Here is an 18588-nt window from a genome sequence, read left to right as displayed (position 1 = left end):
ATCAGGCAATGATGAGAGGGTATCTTATTTCACCGCTTTTCCCTTCAATAACTTCCTGACCCACAACCGATTCGGGTTCAGTGCCGCCAGCGTATTGGCATCCATAGGAATAGGTTCATCGCTCATTTGTGATGCCAGAATTTCTGCACACAGTGGGGCTGAACACAACCCGCGTGACCCCAATGCCCCCAGCATAAATAAATCAGCATAAACTGGGGCGTTCACCGCATGCGCTTTGTCTTCGGCAAGCGTGGCGTACTGGCTGAGCGTGGCGTCATAGTCCGCGACATTACCCACCATCGGGATGTGATCGCGCGTAGCGCAGCGGACCCCGCAGCGGGCAGCATGCGCACTGACGTCCACCTCTTTTGCCCATGCGGCGTGCGGGAAGCAGTCGATTAAGCGCTGACGATTTTGCTGCTGGTCCTCCTCGCGATACTCAGTCTCTTCACTCCCACGATGATAGCTGGCACCAATGCAGTGTTGCTGGTTTTGCGGGTTATGCGGCGTGAGGTAACCGTCGTAGCACAACACCTGGCGTAGCGCTGACAGCGCGGGCGTGGTGGGGATATGACTCACCTGGCCGCCAACGGAATAGACCGGTAACGTCTGTGTCTGCTCAAAGCTGTTAATGCGATGGCCGTTAGCCAGAACCACCGCTGCGTGAGTGGCGGTTTCTCCACAGGCAAACTGCAATTGCCAGCCTGCTGTCTGGCGTGAAAGTGAGGCCAGAGTATGTTGGTAGCGGGTGCGTAATCCCAGGGTTGTGGCATAGTCCAGTACGGCAGCGGTTAACTGCGCCGGGCACAGCCATCCACTGGCAGGATACTGAATCCCGCCGCACCCGGTTTCGACGCCGGTGGTCTGTAAAACCTGCTCTGCGTCAACGCCGACGGCAAGCGCATCGGGCAGTTCAAGAGACAGCATTTGAGTGATTTTCTGCTGACTTTTTTCATCCCATGCCAGTTGCGTCACGCCGCACCAGTCATGCGCGAACTCTACCGGAAGGGCATCATACAGGCGGCGGGCGAAGGTAAACGCGGTGGGGAAAAAGAGATTAATGGCCGCGTCATGCTTGCTGAGTAACGGATAGAGCGCGCCCTGACGGTTACCTGATGCGCCTTCAGCAGGTTTTTCATCTGCGCAATACAGCGTGACCTGCCAGCCGCGGCGCAGTAGCGCCAGCGACAGCAATGCGCTGGCGATGCCACCGCCAATAATAGCGGCTTCGCGCTTATCTGTGCCCGTGCGCGTGAACCACGGAGCCGATGAAGGGAGTGCCAGAGTCTGTTCCATAACGCCACAAAGCATTTCGCGTTTGCGGCCAAAGCCTTTGCGCTTTTGCATCGTAAATCCGGCTTCCTGCAACCCCCGTCGCACAAAGCCTGCCGATGTGAAGGTAGCCAGCGTGCCGCCGGGGCGAGCCAGTCGGGCCATCGCGTTAAACAGCGTTGGCGTCCACATGTCCGGATTCTTCGCCGGGGCGAAACCGTCCAGGAACCAGGCGTCCACTTTTTGATTCAGGGAATCATCGAGTTTGCTGGTCAGTTCGTTAATATCGCCAAACCACAAATCCAGCGTGACGCGCCCATCATCAAGAAGCAGACGATGGCATCCCGCCAGCGGCAGCGGCCACTGCGCCTGTAACGCCGTGGCCCACGGGGCAAGCTCCGGCCAGTGCTGATGGGCTAAAGTTAAATCTTCACGCGTCAGCGGATATTTTTCAAAACTGATGAAATGTAATCTTTTCAGAGTTGCGTCAGGGTGCGTATCGCGAAAATCAGCGAATGCCTGCCAGAGAGTCAGGAAGTTAAGCCCGGTGCCAAACCCACTTTCTGCCACCACGAAGAGGGGGCGTGAATGCACAGGGAATCGCTGTGCGAGATGATTCCCGCCGAGGAAGACGTAACGTGTCTCTTCCAGCCCGTTATCATTGGAAAAATAGACATCATCAAAATCTCGGGAAACAGGTGTACCCTCAGCGTTGAATTCAAGGTTGGCAGGTTGTATAGCGTATTGTTTCACGTAAGTTACTCGTCTGGCAGGCTGTGCCCCGATCTTAGCGATGAGTGCCTGGCTGCGCAAATTTCCACATTAAATGGCTGATCGGACTTGTTCGGCGTACAAGTGTACGCTATTGTGCCACTCGAAACTTTAAAATAGTGCGACTTACAGAGGTATTGAATGAAACGTGCAGTGATTACTGGCTTGGGCATCGTTTCCAGCATCGGTAATAACCAGCAGGAAGTCCTGGCATCTCTGCGTGAAGGACGTTCAGGGATCACTTTCTCTCAGGAGCTGAAGGACTCCGGCATGCGTAGCCACGTATGGGGCAACGTAAAACTGGATACCACTGGCCTCATTGACCGCAAAGTAGTGCGCTTCATGAGCGACGCATCCATCTATGCATTCCTTTCCATGGAGCAGGCTGTGGCGGATGCCGGTCTTGCTGCAGAAGATTACCAGAATAACCCGCGCGTTGGCCTGATTGCAGGTTCCGGCGGCGGTTCCCCGCGTTTTCAGGTGTTCGGCGCTGACGCAATGCGTAGCCCGCGTGGTCTGAAAGCGGTTGGCCCGTATGTGGTCACCAAAGCGATGGCGTCCGGCGTTTCTGCCTGCCTCGCAACGCCATTCAAAATTCACGGCGTAAACTACTCCATCAGCTCTGCCTGTGCGACATCTGCGCACTGCATCGGCAACGCAGTAGAACAAATTCAACTGGGTAAACAAGACATCGTGTTTGCTGGCGGCGGCGAAGAGCTGTGCTGGGAAATGGCGTGTGAATTCGACGCCATGGGCGCGCTGTCTACCAAATATAACGACGATCCGTCTAAAGCTTCCCGTACCTATGATGCAAACCGCGACGGTTTTGTTATCGCAGGCGGCGGCGGTATGGTCGTGGTCGAAGAGCTGGAACACGCTCTGGCTCGTGGCGCGCATATCTACGCGGAAATCGTCGGTTACGGCGCTACCTCTGATGGCGCAGACATGGTTGCCCCGTCTGGCGAAGGCGCAGTACGTTGCATGCAGATGGCGATGCACGGTGTAGACACCCCGATCGACTACCTGAACTCTCACGGTACTTCTACTCCGGTAGGCGACGTGAAAGAGCTGGGCGCAATCCGTGAAGTGTTTGGCGACAACAGCCCGGCAATTTCTGCAACCAAAGCGATGACTGGTCACTCACTGGGCGCGGCTGGCGTGCAGGAAGCTATCTACTCTCTGCTGATGCTGGAACACGGCTTTATCGCGCCGAGCATCAACATTGAAGAGCTGGACGAGCAGGCGGAAGGTCTGAACATCGTGACCAAACCGACTGAGCAGGCGCTGACCACCGTGATGTCCAACAGCTTCGGCTTTGGCGGCACTAACGCGACGCTGGTCATGCGTAAGCTGAAAGCGTAAGTCTGCAAGATGATGTAGAAGGGAGCCCGATGGCTCCCTTTTTTATTTATTCATTTTTTCGTACTCCGGCGCGATTTCCACCGACCAGGCTTTGGCTCGTGTGATATCACCAGTGCTGTAGATTGGCTGTTCAAATTGATTATCCAGATCCCGCACGCGATAAATTTTCCAGCGACCTTCTTCCCAACGCGTATACACTTCCAGTTGCATGGGTGCTTCGCCTGCCGGCCCACCTAATTGTACTTCCACCTTTTCACCACCGAGAAAGGGCTGAGCCGCTCCAACCCGTAGCCGCGGGATCCATTCAGGGTCGTAATCCTGCACGTACATAAAATAGTCAGAATTTATTATTTCCTGCTCGTAAAGGCTGTCAATCAGCGCCAGACGGTCGATAACGTCTTTCGCCACATAAAGTTGCATGAGCGCGGACGTATCTCGATCTTGTGTGTAGGCGGACATCCACGCGAGATAGAATTGTTTTACAGCCTGTGTGCTGTCTTGATGAGGCGCATAGCAGCCGCAAAGCATCAGGATGAGAGCAATAAGCGAAAATGCTTTCATTACCGTGTCCCTAAAAATATATTCCGGCAAAAAAGATCGTTGAGTGTCCCTCTGATTGAAAACTATTTCCTCATTGTTAGTGCTTTTCTTCAATAATATAACCCTCTGTTTTGTGGATGCCTTCGGTGATTTCGAGGTTGACAAGTTTAGCCCCTCACAGGCAGACTCCAGCTTCAACATTATCCTCTTGATAATGCGTAAGCGTTTAACGTTATCCAACGCACCTTAATCCTGAAAGTCAGGTAGAGGGGGCGTGGGCATTCCTCGCCTTACTCTGCATTTTGGAGTAACGCATGACAGCAGTAACCCAACAAGAAAAAACACCGTCGGCGAACTTTTCGCTGTTTCGTATCGCTTTTGCGGTTTTTCTGACCTACATGACGGTCGGTCTGCCTTTGCCCGTCATTCCTCTGTTTGTGCACCACGAGCTGGGCTATGGCAACACCATGGTTGGTATCGCCGTAGGCGTACAGTTTTTGGCAACGGTCTTAACCCGCGGCTACGCCGGGCGCTTAGCCGATCAATATGGCGCTAAACGTTCGGCGTTACAGGGGATGTTTGCCTGTGCGCTGGCGGGGGCGGCGTGGCTTTTAGCCGCGCTATTGCCTGTCTCTGTCCCGGTGAAATTTGCGTTGTTAATCGTCGGGCGTTTGATCCTCGGCTTTGGCGAAAGCCAACTGCTCACCGGAACCCTGACCTGGGGACTGGGGCTGGTTGGCCCAACGCGATCCGGTAAAGTAATGTCGTGGAACGGGATGGCGATTTACGGTGCGCTGGCTGCCGGTGCGCCGTTGGGCTTGCTGATCCATAGCCACTTTGGCTTCGCGGTGCTGGCGGGAACCACTATGGTATTACCGCTGCTGGCCTGGGCATTCAACGGCACCGTTCGTAAAGTGCCTGCGCATGCCGGGGAACGACCTTCACTGTGGAGCGTGGTCGGGCTTATCTGGAAACCGGGCCTGGGTCTGGCATTGCAGGGCGTGGGTTTTGCCGTCATCGGTACGTTTATTTCGCTCTATTTTGTCAGCAATGGCTGGACGATGGCGGGATTCACCCTGACCGCGTTTGGCGGGGCATTTGTGCTGATGCGCATTCTGTTTGGCTGGATGCCGGACCGGTTCGGCGGCGTGAAGGTCGCCGTTGTCTCATTGCTGGTTGAAACTGCGGGCCTGATCCTGCTGTGGCAGGCTCCCTCTGCCTGGGTTGCTCTGCTCGGGGCGGCATTAACCGGGGCCGGGTGTTCGCTTATCTTCCCGGCATTGGGCGTTGAGGTTGTGAAGCGAGTGCCAGCACAGGTTCGTGGTACGGCGTTAGGCGGTTACGCCGCATTTCAGGATATCTCCTACGGCGTAAGCGGCCCTGTCGCCGGGGTGCTGGCCACCGCGTACGGTTATCCCTCGGTATTCCTTGCCGGGGCGATATCCGCCGTGGTGGGGATTGTTGTGACGTTGCTGACTCTGCGAAAAGGCTAAGCGACCAGCCAGAAAATGGCTAACGCAATCATCAAGGCAATAAATATCAGTCCCGGTCGTGCCGACAGTGATTTAACCGTTTCAATCATCGGCGCGAACGGGCTGTAAATGGGTTGGGGATGGCGCGGATCGTTTAATTCCTGCTCCCGGTCACGTTCCACGCGGCGCAGGAAGATTTGATTCAGCAAGTCCAGCACCTGAACTGTGGTCAGAATCGATTGTGGTTGGATCTGATACGTCTGTTGCGCGTACTCTTTGATTGCCGTCAGCTCATTGGGCTCTAACGGCAGCTTCAGCGCCGCCTGCAGCGTTTGTAGCGTCGGGGCACTTTGCAGACTGAGCGTCTGACGCGCCTGCAGCCAGGTGACCAGATGCGTAAATTGTTTGGCGGGGATTAGCTCTCCGCTTTTTACCCCAGACAGCTCCAGCATAGATTGCCAGATCATCTTACCGGATTCTCCCGTGGCCGCCGCCAGTTTGGTAACCAACTGGTTCAGCGTATTGTGCTCTGCGGGGAGTAACGGACGATCGGTAGCCGGACGCTGCTGCGGCTGCGGTATTGAAAGCTGACCTTGTTGCAACAGGGTTAGCACGTTCTTCAATTGTTCCGGCGTGAGTTGGCTAAGCGCCGTCTGCCCATACTGCTGGCGAATAAAATCACTCACCGCCTGACGGTTATTTCCCTGACTTAACAGTTCAGTAAGCTGCGACAGTACCTGACGATTAGCATGGTTCTGCTGTGCGACTTCCAGCCGCTGGTTCAGGTTTTGCTCTGCGGCAGGAAAGTGACGTGACTGCAACGGTGTGTCACTTTTTACGCCCAGATCGTGTTTCATTCCAGCCCACACCTCAGCGCTTTGCTGTTGGGTGAGCGAAATCAAACGGGTAATCAGCCGTTCCAGCACGGTACGTTGTAACGTGGATAACGGTTGCTCACCTGCAACGGAGGGGACATTTTGGCCTTCGCCGGGAGGGCGAGCGGGCGTACCTGAAATGGGCTGCATCGTCTCTGTTCCTTAAATCTGTGCTGACCAGGTCTCGCAGTATGCCTGGCGGCGAGATTATGGCACACTTGCCCGGTTAACTCTCGTTCTCAAACAGGTGCGAAAGACGTGAAAATCCTCGTTGATGAAAATATGCCCTATGCCCGCGAACTGTTCAGTCGTTTGGGGGAGGTCAAAGCGGTTCCTGGCCGTCCGATTCCCGTTGCGGAACTGGATGATGCGGATGCTTTAATGGTGCGCTCGGTGACGAAAGTCAATGAATCACTGCTCAGCGGAAAACCGGTTAAATTTGTCGGTACGGCAACCGCAGGCACGGACCATGTGGATGAAGCCTGGCTTGCGCAGTCGGGAATCGGTTTTTCCGCAGCGCCCGGATGTAATGCGATTGCGGTCGTAGAATATGTTTTTTCAGCGTTGTTGATGCTGGCGGAACGCGACGGTTTTGCGTTACGCGATCGTACCGTGGGTATCGTCGGTGTTGGCAACGTAGGTGGACGTTTGCAGGCGCGACTGGAAGCGCTGGGGATCCGTACTTTGCTGTGCGATCCGCCAAGAGCCGATCGCGGTGACGAGGGCGATTTCCGCTCGCTGGACGAACTGGTACAGCAGGCCGATGTGCTGACGTTCCATACGCCGCTATTTAAAGACGGCCCGTATAAGACACTGCACCTGGCGGATGACGCGCTGATGAGTCGACTGAAGCCCGGCACTATTCTGATCAACGCCTGCCGTGGGCCGGTTATCGACAATACGGCATTACTGAACCGGCTTAACGCCGGGCAGGCACTGAGCGTGGTGCTGGATGTCTGGGAAGGCGAGCCGGATCTCAATGTGGCGTTGCTGGAGAAAGCCGATATTGGCACCGCGCACATTGCCGGATATACCCTGGAAGGAAAGGCTCGTGGGACCACGCAGGTCTTTGAGGCCTATAGCAAGTTTATTGGTCGCGAGCAGCACGTGGCGCTGAATACCCTGTTACCTGCGCCGGAATTCGGTCGTATCACGTTGCATGGCCCGTTAGATCAGCCAACGCTGAAAAGGTTGGCGCATTTAGTGTATGATGTGCGCCGCGATGATGCGCCGCTGCGTAAAGTCGCTGGAATTCCGGGTGAATTTGATAAACTGCGTAAAAATTATCTTGAGCGCCGTGAATGGTCGTCTTTATACGTGATGTGTGACGACGAGACGGCAGCCGCCTTGCTGTGTAAGCTGGGTTTTAACGCTGTTCATCACCCGGCACATTAATGTCTTCTTAATGCTCCCTGTCGAATAATGCGACAGGGACGCTTATGTATTTCTGGAGTAAATCACCATGTCTGAAGGCTGGAACATTGCCATTCTGGGCGCAACGGGCGCCGTAGGCGAAGCCCTGCTCGATACGCTGGCTGAACGCCAGTTCCCGGTCGGTGAAATTTTTGCGCTGGCGCGTAACGAAAGTGCCGGTGAGCACCTGCGTTTTAACGGTAAATCGGTCATTGTTCAGGATGTTGCAGACTTTGACTGGACCCAGGCACAACTGGCATTTTTTGTTGCGGGCGCTGAGGCCACCGCTGCATGGGTGGAAGAAGCAACCAATGCCGGTTGCCTGGTTATCGACAGCAGTGGTTTGTTCGCACTTGAGCCTGACGTTCCGCTGGTGGTTCCGGACGTTAACCCGTTCGTGTTGGCAGATTACCGCAACCGCAATGTGATTGCGGTCCCTAATAGCCTGACCAGTCAACTGTTGTCTGCGCTGAAACCGCTGATTGATGACGGTGGTCTTTCACGTATTACGGTGACCAATATTCTGTCGGCCTCCGCGCACGGTAAAAAAGCGGTGGATGCGTTGGCAGGGCAAAGTGCGAAACTGCTCAATGGTATCCCGATTGACGAAGACGATTTCTTTGGTCGCCAGCTGGCATTCAATATGCTGCCGCTGCTGCCAGATCGCGAAGGTAGCGTGCGTGAAGAACGTCGTATCGTTGATGAAGTGCGCAAAATTATGCAGGATGACGGTCTGCTTATCTCCGCTAGCATCGTACAGTCACCGGTATTCTACGGTCACGCGCAGATGGTGAATTTTGAAGCTCTGCGTCCATTAGCTGCGGAAGAAGCGCGCGATGCGTTTTCTCGCGCTGAAGACGTGGCGTTGTCGGAAGAGACCGATTTCCCGACTCAGGTTGGCGATGCGTCAGGTACGCCACATCTTTCCATCGGCTGTGTACATAACGATTACGGTATGCCGGAGCAGGTTCAGTTCTGGTCCGTGGCAGACAACGTGCGTTTTGGCGGCGCGTTGATGGCGGTGAAAATTGCGGAGAAACTGGTGCAGGAGTATCTGTACTAATGTCGGACCTGCAACAGCCGCTAACCCATAAAATTGCGCTGGGCATTGAGTATGACGGCAGCAAATATTATGGCTGGCAGCGCCAGAACGAAGTGCGTAGCGTTCAGGAAAAGCTGGAAAAAGCGCTTTCTCAGGTCGCGAATGAGCGTATCAATGTCTTTTGTGCGGGGCGCACGGATGCGGGCGTTCATGGCACAGGGCAGGTCGTGCATTTTGAAACGCACGCTGTGCGTAAAGACGCCGCCTGGACGTTGGGCGTAAATGCGAATTTACCTGGTGACATCGCCGTGCGCTGGGTGAAAGCTGTACCTGATGATTTTCATGCCCGATTTAGCGCCACGGCTCGCCGTTATCGCTACATCATCTACAATCATCGGTTGCGCCCTGCGGTTTTGGGCAAAGGGGTAACCCATTACTATGAGCCGCTGGATGCTGAACGTATGCATCGTGCAGCCCAGTGTCTGATCGGCGAAAATGATTTTACCTCGTTTCGTGCGGTGCAGTGCCAGTCGCGCACACCGTGGCGTAACGTGATGCACATTAACGTTGAACGTTTTGGTGCATATGTGGTGGTGGATATTAAAGCGAATGCCTTTGTACATCATATGGTCAGGAATATTGTCGGCAGCCTGATGGAAGTAGGCGCCAACAACCAGCCGGAGAGCTGGATAGCAGAACTGTTAGCAGCGAAGGACAGAACGCTGGCAGCGGCAACGGCGAAAGCGGAAGGACTGTATTTGGTCGCGGTAGATTACCCTGACCGGTTCGACCTGCCAAAACCGCCAATGGGCCCGCTATTTCTGGCGGACTAATTTGAGTCGTATAAAGGCAAAACTATGGACCTGATTTACTTTCTTATCGATTTTATTCTGCACATTGATGTGCACCTGGCAGAGCTGGTCGCGGAATACGGTATCTGGGTATACGCGATTCTGTTTCTGATCCTGTTCTGTGAAACCGGGCTGGTAGTGACGCCGTTCCTGCCGGGGGACTCACTGCTGTTTGTTGCTGGCGCGCTTTCTGCGCTGCCAACTAACGATCTCAATGTTCATCTGATGGTGGCGTTGATGATTGTAGCTGCGATTGTCGGCGATGCGGTGAACTATACGATTGGCCGGTTGTTCGGTGAAAAACTCTTTAGTAACCCGAACTCCAAAATTTTTCGTCGCAGCTACCTGGATAAAACCCATGCGTTCTACGAGCGTCATGGCGGAAAAACGATTATCCTGGCGCGTTTCGTGCCTATCGTGCGGACATTTGCGCCATTTGTTGCCGGTATGGGACACATGTCCTACCGCCACTTTGCGATGTATAACGTTGTAGGCGCACTGCTGTGGGTATTGCTGTTCACCTATGCAGGCTATCTGTTTGGCGATCTGCCCATCGTTCAGGAAAACCTGAAATTATTGATTGTGGCGATTATCGTCCTTTCCGTATTGCCGGGTGTGATTGAAGTAATTCGTCATAAACGGGCTGCGTCACGGGCTGCAAAATAGAAAGTAACTCAGCGGTTCGACCACTTTTTTATCCAAAGTTTCGGGCTGTTATGTTTTAATGTGCAACATTCATGGTCTGTTAGGGGCAAAAATGGCATTATGCGCCCCTTATAACAAAGCTGACTAGGGTTCAGGCAGAAAGGTCACCAATGAGCTGGATTGAACGAATTAAAAGCAACATTACTCCCACCCGCAAGGCAAGCATTCCTGAAGGGGTGTGGACCAAGTGTGATAGCTGCGGTCAGGTTTTATACCGTGCTGAGCTGGAACGTAATCTTGAGGTCTGTCCGAAGTGTGACCATCATATGCGCATGTCGGCGCGCAATCGCCTGCATAGCCTGTTAGATGAAGGTACTCTTGTGGAACTGGGTAGCGAACTTGAGCCGAAAGACGTGCTGAAGTTTCGTGACTCCAAAAAGTACAAAGACAGACTGGCCTCAGCACAGAAAGAAACCGGCGAGAAAGATGCGCTGGTGGTGATGAAAGGCACGCTTCACGGTATGCCGGTCGTTGCGGCTGCATTCGAGTTCGCGTTTATGGGCGGCTCCATGGGTTCTGTCGTCGGTGCGCGTTTCGTCCGTGCCGTTGAGCAGGCGCTGGAAGACAACTGTCCGCTAATCTGCTTCTCCGCTTCTGGCGGGGCGCGTATGCAGGAAGCGCTGATGTCTCTGATGCAGATGGCGAAAACCTCTGCTGCGCTGGCGAAAATGCAGGAACGCGGTTTACCGTACATTTCTGTACTGACCGACCCAACGATGGGCGGTGTTTCCGCAAGCTTCGCGATGCTGGGCGATCTCAACATTGCCGAACCGAAAGCGTTGATCGGCTTTGCGGGTCCGCGTGTTATCGAGCAAACCGTACGTGAGAAACTGCCGCCGGGATTCCAGCGCAGCGAGTTCCTGATTGAAAAAGGCGCTATCGATATGATCGTCCGCCGTCCGGAAATGCGCCTGAAACTGGCAAGCATTCTGGCGAAGCTGATGAATCTTCCGGCGCCGAATCCGGATGAGCCGCGTGAAGGCGAGGTGGTACCTCCGGTACCCGATCAGGGATCAGAGTCCTGATAATTTACTCTATGGATTTCGAGTTGCAGGTAGGCGGCAAGAGAGTTCATCCCGATGAGCTTGCACAGGCAAGTGATTCGGGTGAACGAGAGCAGCCAACAAGCCTGCAGCTTGAAAGACGACGAGTACAAAAGGGCAGGGCCAGTTGGCGCTGCCTTTTGCTTTTCTCAACGTAAAGAATCTACAGGCATCATGGACAATAAACGTATTCCTCAAGCCGCGTCGCCTCTGGCGTCGTGGCTTTCTTATCTGGAAAACCTGCACAGTAAAACCATCGATCTGGGCCTCGAACGCGTAAGCCTGGTGGCGCGCAAACTGGGCGTGTTGAAACCCGCATCATTTGTCTTTACGGTGGCGGGAACCAACGGAAAAGGCACGACCTGCCGTACGCTGGAATCGGTGCTGACCGCAGCAGGTTATAAAGTCGGAGTATATAGTTCGCCGCATCTGGTGCGTTACACGGAACGCGTGCGCGTGCAGGGGCGTGAACTGCCGGAATCCGCGCATACCGCCTCGTTTGCTGAGATTGAAGACGCACGTGGCGATATTTCCCTGACCTACTTTGAATACGGTACGCTATCGGCGCTTTGGTTGTTTAAACAGGCTCAGTTGGACGTCGTCATTCTGGAAGTGGGGTTAGGCGGTCGCCTTGACGCGACGAATATCGTCGATGCCGATGTTGCGGTCGTCACCAGTATTGCGCTTGATCATACTGACTGGCTGGGCCCGGATCGCGAGAGCATTGGTCGTGAGAAAGCGGGGATTTTCCGCGCAGAGAAACCGGCCATCGTTGGCGAACCGGAAATGCCATACACTATTGCGGATGTGGCGCAAGAGTGCGGGGCGATTTTGCAACGCTGTGGTGTGGACTGGCGCTATACGGTAACGGAGAACGACTGGTCCTTTACGGACGCTCACGGCACGTTGGCGCATCTGCCATTGCCACAGGTTCCACAACCGAACGCCGCGACTGCACTGGCTGCGCTGCGTTCCAGTGGTCTTGACGTCAGCGAGCAGGCGATTCGTGACGGAATCAAACAGGCGATTTTACCGGGGCGCTTCCAGATTGTGAGCGAGTCGCCGCGGGTGATTTTTGATGTTGCCCATAACCCGCATGCGGCGGAATATCTGACCGGACGTCTGAAAAAGTTAGTGAAAAGCGGGCGTGTACTTGCAGTTATCGGTATGCTACATGATAAAGATATTGCCGGTACGTTGGCCTGGTTAAAAAGCGTGGTCGATGCCTGGTACTGCGCGCCACTGGAAGGGCCGCGTGGCGCAACGGCAGAACAGCTGTTAGAACATCTGGGCAAAGGTGAAGCCTATGACAGCGTGGCGCAGGCATGGTCTGCGGCACTGGCCGAGGCGAAGCCAGAAGATACCGTGTTGGTGTGTGGATCGTTTCACACTGTCGCACATGTCATGGAAGTGATAGACGTGGGGAGAAGCGGTGGCGAGTAAGTTTCAGAATCGATTAGTTGGCACAATTGTGCTGGTCGCGCTTGGGGTGATTGTGCTCCCCGGGCTGCTTGACGGGCAAAAAAAACATTATCAGGATGAGTTTGCTGCGATCCCTCTGGTGCCCAAACCGGGCGATCGCGACGAACCGGACATGATGCCTGCGGCAACGCAGGCGCTGCCGACGCAACCGCCTGAAGGGGCGGCAGAAGAGGTGCGCGCGGGCGATGCCGCTGCGCCATCGCTGGACCCATCGCGCATGGCAACGGCAAACAGCGCGGAGTTAGATCCTGTCCCCGCACCTGTTGAACCGCCGAAACCTAAACCGAAGCCGCAACCCGTTGTCGCCACACCGGCGCCAACGCCAGCCCCAGCGGCGAAACCGGTCGCTGAAGAAGCGCCAGCACCGACCGGCAAAGCGTATGTTGTGCAGCTCGGCGCACTGAAAAATGCGGATAAGGTCAATGAGATCGTGGGTAAACTTCGTGGCGCGGGCTTCCGGGTATATACTTCCCCGTCAACGCCGGTACAGGGTAAAATAACCCGCATTCTCGTAGGGCCTGACGCCTCCAGAGATAAGCTGAAGAACTCGCTGGGCGAGCTGCAGAAGATCTCCGGTCTGAGTGGGGTTGTGATGGGGTATACCCCTAATTAAGGGGCAGTCTCATGTCGGCCGGATACGGTGTTTTCACCGCTATCCGGCAGTGTCCGAAGAGGCATAAAACCGTATGGCGTTGAAGATTTTTTCAGCGCCATTTTTATTTACGCGTGGAAAGGAAATCCCTACGCAAACGTTTTCTTTTTCTGTTAGAATGCGCCCCGAACAGGACGACAGGGCGTAAAATCGTGGGACACTTATGGTCTGGATTGATTACGCCATTATCGCGGTGATTGGTTTTTCCTGTCTGGTTAGCCTGATCCGTGGCTTTGTTCGTGAAGCATTATCGTTGGTGACTTGGGGTTGTGCTTTCTTTGTCGCCAGCCATTACTACACTTACCTGTCTGTCTGGTTTACGGGCTTTGAAGACGAACTGGTTCGAAATGGGATTGCTATCGCGATACTGTTCATCGCGACACTTATCGTCGGCGCTATCGTTAACTTTGTGATAGGCCAACTGGTAGAGAAAACAGGTTTGTCGGGTACCGACAGGGTGTTGGGGGTTTGCTTTGGTGCTCTGCGAGGAGCGCTGATCGTCGCCGCCATACTGTTCTTTCTCGATACGTTTACCGGTCTGTCGAAAAGTGAAGACTGGAGTAAGTCGCAGCTGATCCCGCAGTTCAGTTTCATCATCAGATGGTTCTTTGACTATCTGCAAAGCTCGTCAAGTTTCTTGCCCAAAGTATAAACTTTGGGTCGTTGCTGAACGAGGAAAAGACGTATGTGCGGTATTGTCGGTATCGCCGGTGTTATGCCGGTAAACCAGTCGATTTATGACGCGTTAACGGTGCTCCAGCATCGTGGTCAGGATGCTGCGGGCATCATCACTATTGATGCCAACAACTGCTTCCGCTTGCGTAAAGCAAACGGAATGGTGAGCGATATTTTTGAAGCGCGCCATATGCAGCGTTTGCAGGGCAATATGGGCATCGGTCATGTGCGTTACCCAACGGCTGGCAGCTCCAGCGCCTCCGAAGCTCAACCTTTTTACGTTAACTCACCGTATGGCATCACGCTTGCCCACAACGGCAACCTGACCAATGCGCATGAGCTGCGTAAAAAGCTGTTTGAAGAAAAGCGCCGCCACATCAATACCACTTCAGATTCTGAAATCCTGCTGAATATTTTCGCCAGCGAGCTGGATAACTTCCGCCATTACCCGCTGGAAGCAGACAATATTTTTGCGGCCATTGCGGCAACTAACCGCCAGATCCGTGGCGCCTACGCCTGCGTGGCGATGATTATCGGCCACGGTATGGTTGCCTTCCGCGATCCTAACGGTATTCGCCCGCTGGTACTGGGCAAACGCGATATTGGCGACGGTCGCACCGAGTATATGGTGGCTTCCGAGAGCGTGGCGCTGGATACGCTGGGCTTTGAATTTCTGCGCGACGTAGCACCTGGCGAAGCGGTGTACATCACCGAAAAAGGCCAGCTGTTTACCCGCCAGTGCGCCGATAACCCGGTCAGCAATCCGTGCCTGTTCGAATACGTTTACTTTGCGCGTCCTGACTCCTTTATCGACAAGATTTCCGTCTACAGCGCCCGTGTGAATATGGGAACTAAGCTCGGCGAAAAAATTGCCCGCGAGTGGGAAGATCTGGATATCGACGTGGTGATCCCGATTCCGGAAACCTCTTGTGATATCGCGCTGGAAATCGCCCGTATTCTCGGCAAGCCGTACCGTCAGGGGTTTGTGAAAAACCGCTATGTGGGGCGTACCTTTATCATGCCGGGCCAGCAGCTGCGTCGTAAATCCGTGCGCCGTAAACTGAACGCCAACCGTGCGGAGTTCCGTGATAAGAACGTGCTGCTGGTGGATGACTCTATCGTACGTGGCACCACCTCAGAACAGATTATCGAGATGGCGCGTGAAGCCGGGGCGAAGAAGGTGTATCTGGCCTCTGCCGCACCGGAAATTCGCTTCCCGAACGTGTATGGTATCGATATGCCGACGGCGACGGAGCTGATTGCCCACGGTCGCGAAGTGGACGAGATTCGTCAGATAATCGGCGCAGACGGGCTTATCTTCCAGGACCTGAACGATCTGATTGAAGCCGTTCGCGCTGAGAACCCAGATATTCAGCAGTTTGAATGTTCAGTGTTTAACGGCGTGTACGTTACTAAAGACGTCGACCAGCAATATCTCGATTTCCTCGACTCCCTGCGTAATGACGATGCCAAAGCGATATTGCGTCAGAATGAAGCGGAAAACCTTGAGATGCATAACGAAGGTTAATGTTTGCTCGCAAGCAAGGGCGCAATCCGCACCCTTGCTTGCAACTCCCCATAAATTCCTGCAAAGTCGGCCCTGAAGCAAGCAAGGGCGATTAAACATGAAACGACTCATCATTGGTATTTCTGGCGCAAGTGGGGCTATTTACGGCGTGCGCCTGCTGCAGGTTTTGCGTGACGTTACTGATGTGGAAACCCATCTGGTGATGAGCGCCGCTGCCCGGCAGACGCTGGCGCTGGAAACGGATCTCTCTGTGCGCGACGTGCAGGCGCTGGCGAATGTGACTCACGATACGCGCGATATCGCCGCCAGTATTTCCTCTGGCTCTTTTCAGACCGCCGGGATGGTTATCCTGCCCTGTTCAATTAAAACGCTTTCTGGCATCGTTCATAGCTATACCGATGGGCTGCTCACCCGTGCGGCTGACGTGGTCCTGAAAGAGCGTCGTCCGCTGGTGCTGTGCGTGCGCGAAACGCCGCTGCATCTGGGGCATCTGCGGCTAATGACGCAGGCGGCAGAAATTGGGGCGGTGATTATGCCACCGGTGCCGGCGTTTTATCATCGCCCGCAAACCCTCGATGACGTGATTAATCAAACGGTTAATCGTGTCCTTGACCAGTTTGATATCTCCCTTCCTCATGACCTCTTCACCCGCTGGCAAGGGGCGTAAGCCGTTCCATCAGGGTGCAAAGAAACATCCGTTGCCCTGTTTCAGGGCAATTTTGTAACCGCGATCATATCCTCGACATTTAATTCGTCAAAACTCAACGAAACGCTGCGTTTCAACCGTCAGACCTGCTATCTTCAAAATCAGGACAATATTGCAACGTTTTATTAACATATTTAACGTCGAATATCCTCAACGACGCGAAAATGGCATAAGACCTGCATGAAAAAGTCTGCAAACACACAACACAACGTAAAACATAATAAAATTACGCCACTTGAGGGTTATGTATGAAGAAGACGGTTCTTGCTTTGTCTTTGCTGGTAGGACTTTCCGCAACCGCGGCCAGCTACGCAGCACTTCCGCAGACAGTTCGTATTGGTACAGATACCACGTATGCACCTTTTTCCTCTAAAGATGCCAAAGGCGATTTCGTCGGTTTTGATATCGATCTGGGAAATGAGATGTGTAAGCGCATGCAGATCAAATGTACCTGGGTTGCCAGCGACTTTGATGCACTGATCCCGTCGCTGAAAGCGAAAAAAATTGATGCCATCATCTCCTCGCTTTCCATCACCGAGAAGCGTCAGCAAGAGATTGCCTTCTCAGACAAGCTTTACGCCGCAGATTCTCGTTTGATCGCCGCGAAAGGTTCGCCGATTCAACCGACTCTGGACTCCCTCAAAGGTAAACACGTAGGCGTACTACAAGGCTCTACTCAGGAAGCCTATGCCAATGATAACTGGCGCAGCAAAGGCGTGGATGTGGTGGCCTACGCGAACCAGGACCTGATCTATTCTGACCTGACGGCGGGACGTCTGGATGCGGCATTGCAGGATGAAGTCGCGGCCAGCGAAGGTTTCCTGAAACAACCGGCAGGTAAAGACTACGCTTTTGCCGGTCCTTCAGTTAAAGATAAAAAATACTTTGGCGACGGAACCGGGATTGGCTTGCGCAAAGATGATGCGGAGCTGAAGGCGGCTTTCGATAAAGCGCTGGGTGAACTGCGCAAAGACGGCACCTACGACAAAATGGCGAGTAAGTATTTTAACTTTAATGTCTACGGCGATTAATTCATCGACGTGGGGGCGTTGGCTGCACCATTGCGGGTAATCATTACGGTGCATTATAAATTCAGTGCACTGTTTTGGTGCCTTTATCGCTGACTTAATAAGCATGAATGCATACTTAAGCGCTTTTCATGCAAATAAATACCGCCGACAAGGTAGAATGCTTTGCCTTGTCGGCCTGATTAATGGCACGATAACTGCACCTGGTCCTGTAAAGATCCCCTATAAAAGACAGTCTGTTGAGGATAGTTATGAAAAAACTGGTGTTGTCTCTTTCTTTGGTCCTGGCTTTCTCCAGTGCTACCGCAGCATTTGCAGCCATTCCGCAAAAAATTCGTATCGGCACCGATCCTACTTATGCGCCGTTCGAATCGAAAAATGCGCAGGGTGAATTAGTCGGTTTTGATATCGATCTGGCTAAAGAGCTATGCAAACGTATTAATACACAATGTACCTTCGTGGAAAACCCGCTGGATGCGCTGATCCCTTCGCTAAAAGCGAAGAAAATCGATGCGATTATGTCCTCGCTTTCCATTACTGAAAAACGTCAGCAGGAAATCGCGTTTACCGACAAGCTTTATGCAGCCGACTCGCGTCTGGTTGTCGCTAAGGATTCTGCTATTCAGCCGACCATTGAGTCGCTGAAAGGCAAACGTGTCGGCGTGCTGCAGGGTACCACTCAGGAAACGTTCGGCAACGAACACTGGGCGCCAAAAGGCATTGAAATTGTCTCCTATCAGGGACAAGACAACATCTATTCTGACCTGACAGCCGGGCGTATTGACGCCGCATTCCAGGATGAAGTTGCTGCCAGCGAAGGCTTCCTGAAACAGCCAGTTGGTAAAGATTACAAATTCGGCGGCCCGTCTGTGAAAGACGAGAAATTGTTTGGCGTGGGTACCGGTATGGGACTGCGTAAAGACGATAACGAGCTGCGCGAAGCACTGAATAAAGCCTTTGCTGAGATGCGCGCCGACGGCACTTACGAGAAGCTGGCTAAAAAGTACTTCGATTTTGATGTTTACGGCGGTTAATCACCGCAGGTGCTGATAAAGCCCGTAGATTTTTGACGCGTTAAATTTATGCCTGATGGCGCTGCGCTTATCAGGCCTACATTGATTTTGTAGGCCGGATAAGGCAAAGCCGCCATCCGGCATTGAACGGTGAGTCT

At 53.7% G+C, this 18588-nt stretch carries 17 protein-coding genes; 14 read left to right on the top strand and 3 right to left on the bottom strand.

Annotation, left to right across the window (positions count from 1 at the left end; translation table 11 throughout):
- Positions 1-24: 24 nt before the first annotated feature.
- Entirely contained in the window at positions 25-2025 is a 2001-nt protein-coding gene (gene mnmC, locus FDW92_RS06505; RefSeq protein WP_042307053.1) for a bifunctional tRNA (5-methylaminomethyl-2-thiouridine)(34)-methyltransferase MnmD/FAD-dependent 5-carboxymethylaminomethyl-2-thiouridine(34) oxidoreductase MnmC, read from the bottom strand.
- A gap of 159 nt (positions 2026-2184) precedes the next feature.
- Between mnmC and fabB the strand changes: the two genes are divergently transcribed.
- Positions 2185-3405: a beta-ketoacyl-ACP synthase I gene (gene fabB / locus FDW92_RS06500; RefSeq protein ID WP_042307055.1), complete on the top strand. Its 1221-nt coding sequence runs from the start codon at positions 2185-2187 to the stop codon at positions 3403-3405.
- Positions 3406-3447: 42 nt separating this feature from the next.
- Here fabB and FDW92_RS06495 read toward each other — a convergent pair whose 3' ends face one another.
- Entirely contained in the window at positions 3448-3966 is a 519-nt protein-coding gene (locus FDW92_RS06495) for a YbjP/YqhG family protein (RefSeq protein ID WP_042307056.1), read from the bottom strand.
- Positions 3967-4259: 293 nt separating this feature from the next.
- Here FDW92_RS06495 and FDW92_RS06490 point away from each other — a divergent pair, with 293 nt between their 5' ends.
- Positions 4260-5438 (top strand): MFS transporter, encoded by a 1179-nt coding sequence (locus FDW92_RS06490; RefSeq protein WP_042307058.1) that lies wholly within the window; start codon positions 4260-4262, stop codon positions 5436-5438.
- Here FDW92_RS06490 and flk read toward each other — a convergent pair.
- A complete protein-coding gene (flk, locus tag FDW92_RS06485) occupies positions 5435-6442 on the bottom strand; it encodes a flagella biosynthesis regulator Flk (protein WP_042307059.1) in 1008 nt (335 codons plus the stop codon). The two genes, FDW92_RS06490 and flk, sit on opposite strands and share 4 nt — an antisense overlap.
- Before the next feature lie 108 nt (positions 6443-6550).
- Here flk and pdxB point away from each other — a divergent pair, with 108 nt between their 5' ends.
- The 12 genes from pdxB to hisJ all read left to right on the top strand — a co-directional run bounded on the left by pdxB (position 6551) and on the right by hisJ (position 18451).
- The gene (gene pdxB, locus FDW92_RS06480; protein WP_042307060.1) at positions 6551-7687 is read left to right on the top strand and encodes a 4-phosphoerythronate dehydrogenase PdxB; all 1137 of its coding nucleotides are present in this window, start codon (positions 6551-6553) and stop codon (positions 7685-7687) included.
- Between the two features lie 67 nt (positions 7688-7754).
- Positions 7755-8768 (top strand): aspartate-semialdehyde dehydrogenase, encoded by a 1014-nt coding sequence (locus FDW92_RS06475; RefSeq protein WP_042307061.1) that lies wholly within the window; start codon positions 7755-7757, stop codon positions 8766-8768.
- Positions 8768-9580, top strand: a complete 813-nt coding sequence (gene truA / locus FDW92_RS06470; RefSeq protein WP_042307062.1) for a tRNA pseudouridine(38-40) synthase TruA — start codon at positions 8768-8770, stop codon at positions 9578-9580. Before FDW92_RS06475 ends, truA begins: the two co-directional genes overlap by 1 nt.
- Positions 9581-9604: 24 nt before the next feature.
- Positions 9605-10264: a DedA family protein gene (locus FDW92_RS06465; RefSeq protein WP_003028140.1), complete on the top strand. Its 660-nt coding sequence runs from the start codon at positions 9605-9607 to the stop codon at positions 10262-10264.
- Positions 10265-10413: 149 nt separating this feature from the next.
- Positions 10414-11328, top strand: coding sequence for an acetyl-CoA carboxylase, carboxyltransferase subunit beta (gene accD / locus FDW92_RS06460; RefSeq protein ID WP_042307064.1), 915 nt, complete (start codon positions 10414-10416; stop codon positions 11326-11328).
- Between the two features lie 192 nt (positions 11329-11520).
- On the top strand, positions 11521-12789 hold the full coding sequence (folC, locus tag FDW92_RS06455) for a bifunctional tetrahydrofolate synthase/dihydrofolate synthase (protein ID WP_042307066.1): 1269 nt from the start codon (positions 11521-11523) through the stop codon (positions 12787-12789).
- A complete protein-coding gene (gene dedD / locus FDW92_RS06450; protein WP_042307068.1) occupies positions 12779-13441 on the top strand; it encodes a cell division protein DedD in 663 nt (220 codons plus the stop codon). Before folC ends, dedD begins: the two co-directional genes overlap by 11 nt.
- A gap of 202 nt (positions 13442-13643) precedes the next feature.
- Positions 13644-14132, top strand: coding sequence for a colicin V production protein (cvpA, locus tag FDW92_RS06445; RefSeq protein WP_006683632.1), 489 nt, complete (start codon positions 13644-13646; stop codon positions 14130-14132).
- Positions 14133-14165: 33 nt separating this feature from the next.
- On the top strand, positions 14166-15683 hold the full coding sequence (gene purF / locus FDW92_RS06440) for an amidophosphoribosyltransferase (protein ID WP_005129677.1): 1518 nt from the start codon (positions 14166-14168) through the stop codon (positions 15681-15683).
- Between the two features lie 97 nt (positions 15684-15780).
- Entirely contained in the window at positions 15781-16350 is a 570-nt protein-coding gene (locus FDW92_RS06435; RefSeq protein WP_042307071.1) for a UbiX family flavin prenyltransferase, read from the top strand.
- 287 nt (positions 16351-16637) lie between these two features.
- Positions 16638-17420: a lysine/arginine/ornithine ABC transporter substrate-binding protein ArgT gene (gene argT / locus FDW92_RS06430; protein WP_006683634.1), complete on the top strand. Its 783-nt coding sequence runs from the start codon at positions 16638-16640 to the stop codon at positions 17418-17420.
- A 248-nt stretch (positions 17421-17668) separates the two neighbouring features.
- A complete protein-coding gene (hisJ, locus tag FDW92_RS06425) occupies positions 17669-18451 on the top strand; it encodes a histidine ABC transporter substrate-binding protein HisJ (RefSeq protein ID WP_003028120.1) in 783 nt (260 codons plus the stop codon).
- Positions 18452-18588: the final 137 nt, after the last annotated feature.

It is taken from the genome of Citrobacter sp. wls706 (assembly GCF_005281305.1).
GTDB lineage: Bacteria > Pseudomonadota > Gammaproteobacteria > Enterobacterales > Enterobacteriaceae > Citrobacter > Citrobacter werkmanii.
Note: the sequence above shows the minus strand (reverse complement) of the source record. Positions and strands in the feature narration are given on the sequence as shown.

Bases quoted from the DNA above. Each gene is read 5' to 3' on its own strand.
- FDW92_RS06465 (WP_003028140.1), top strand. From the start codon at position 9,605: ATGGACCTGATTTACTTTCTTATCGATTTTATTCTGCACATTGATGTG.
- argT (WP_006683634.1), top strand. From the start codon at position 16,638: ATGAAGAAGACGGTTCTTGCTTTGTCTTTGCTGGTAGGACTTTCCGCA.
- accD (WP_042307064.1), top strand. From the start codon at position 10,414: ATGAGCTGGATTGAACGAATTAAAAGCAACATTACTCCCACCCGCAAG.
- FDW92_RS06435 (WP_042307071.1), top strand. From the start codon at position 15,781: ATGAAACGACTCATCATTGGTATTTCTGGCGCAAGTGGGGCTATTTAC.
- cvpA (WP_006683632.1), top strand. From the start codon at position 13,644: ATGGTCTGGATTGATTACGCCATTATCGCGGTGATTGGTTTTTCCTGT.
- truA (WP_042307062.1), top strand. From the start codon at position 8,768: ATGTCGGACCTGCAACAGCCGCTAACCCATAAAATTGCGCTGGGCATT.
- FDW92_RS06475 (WP_042307061.1), top strand. From the start codon at position 7,755: ATGTCTGAAGGCTGGAACATTGCCATTCTGGGCGCAACGGGCGCCGTA.
- folC (WP_042307066.1), top strand. From the start codon at position 11,521: ATGGACAATAAACGTATTCCTCAAGCCGCGTCGCCTCTGGCGTCGTGG.
- FDW92_RS06490 (WP_042307058.1), top strand. From the start codon at position 4,260: ATGACAGCAGTAACCCAACAAGAAAAAACACCGTCGGCGAACTTTTCG.
- hisJ (WP_003028120.1), top strand. From the start codon at position 17,669: ATGAAAAAACTGGTGTTGTCTCTTTCTTTGGTCCTGGCTTTCTCCAGT.
- fabB (WP_042307055.1), top strand. From the start codon at position 2,185: ATGAAACGTGCAGTGATTACTGGCTTGGGCATCGTTTCCAGCATCGGT.
- purF (WP_005129677.1), top strand. From the start codon at position 14,166: ATGTGCGGTATTGTCGGTATCGCCGGTGTTATGCCGGTAAACCAGTCG.
- flk (WP_042307059.1), bottom strand. From the start codon at position 6,442: ATGCAGCCCATTTCAGGTACGCCCGCTCGCCCTCCCGGCGAAGGCCAA.
- FDW92_RS06495 (WP_042307056.1), bottom strand. From the start codon at position 3,966: ATGAAAGCATTTTCGCTTATTGCTCTCATCCTGATGCTTTGCGGCTGC.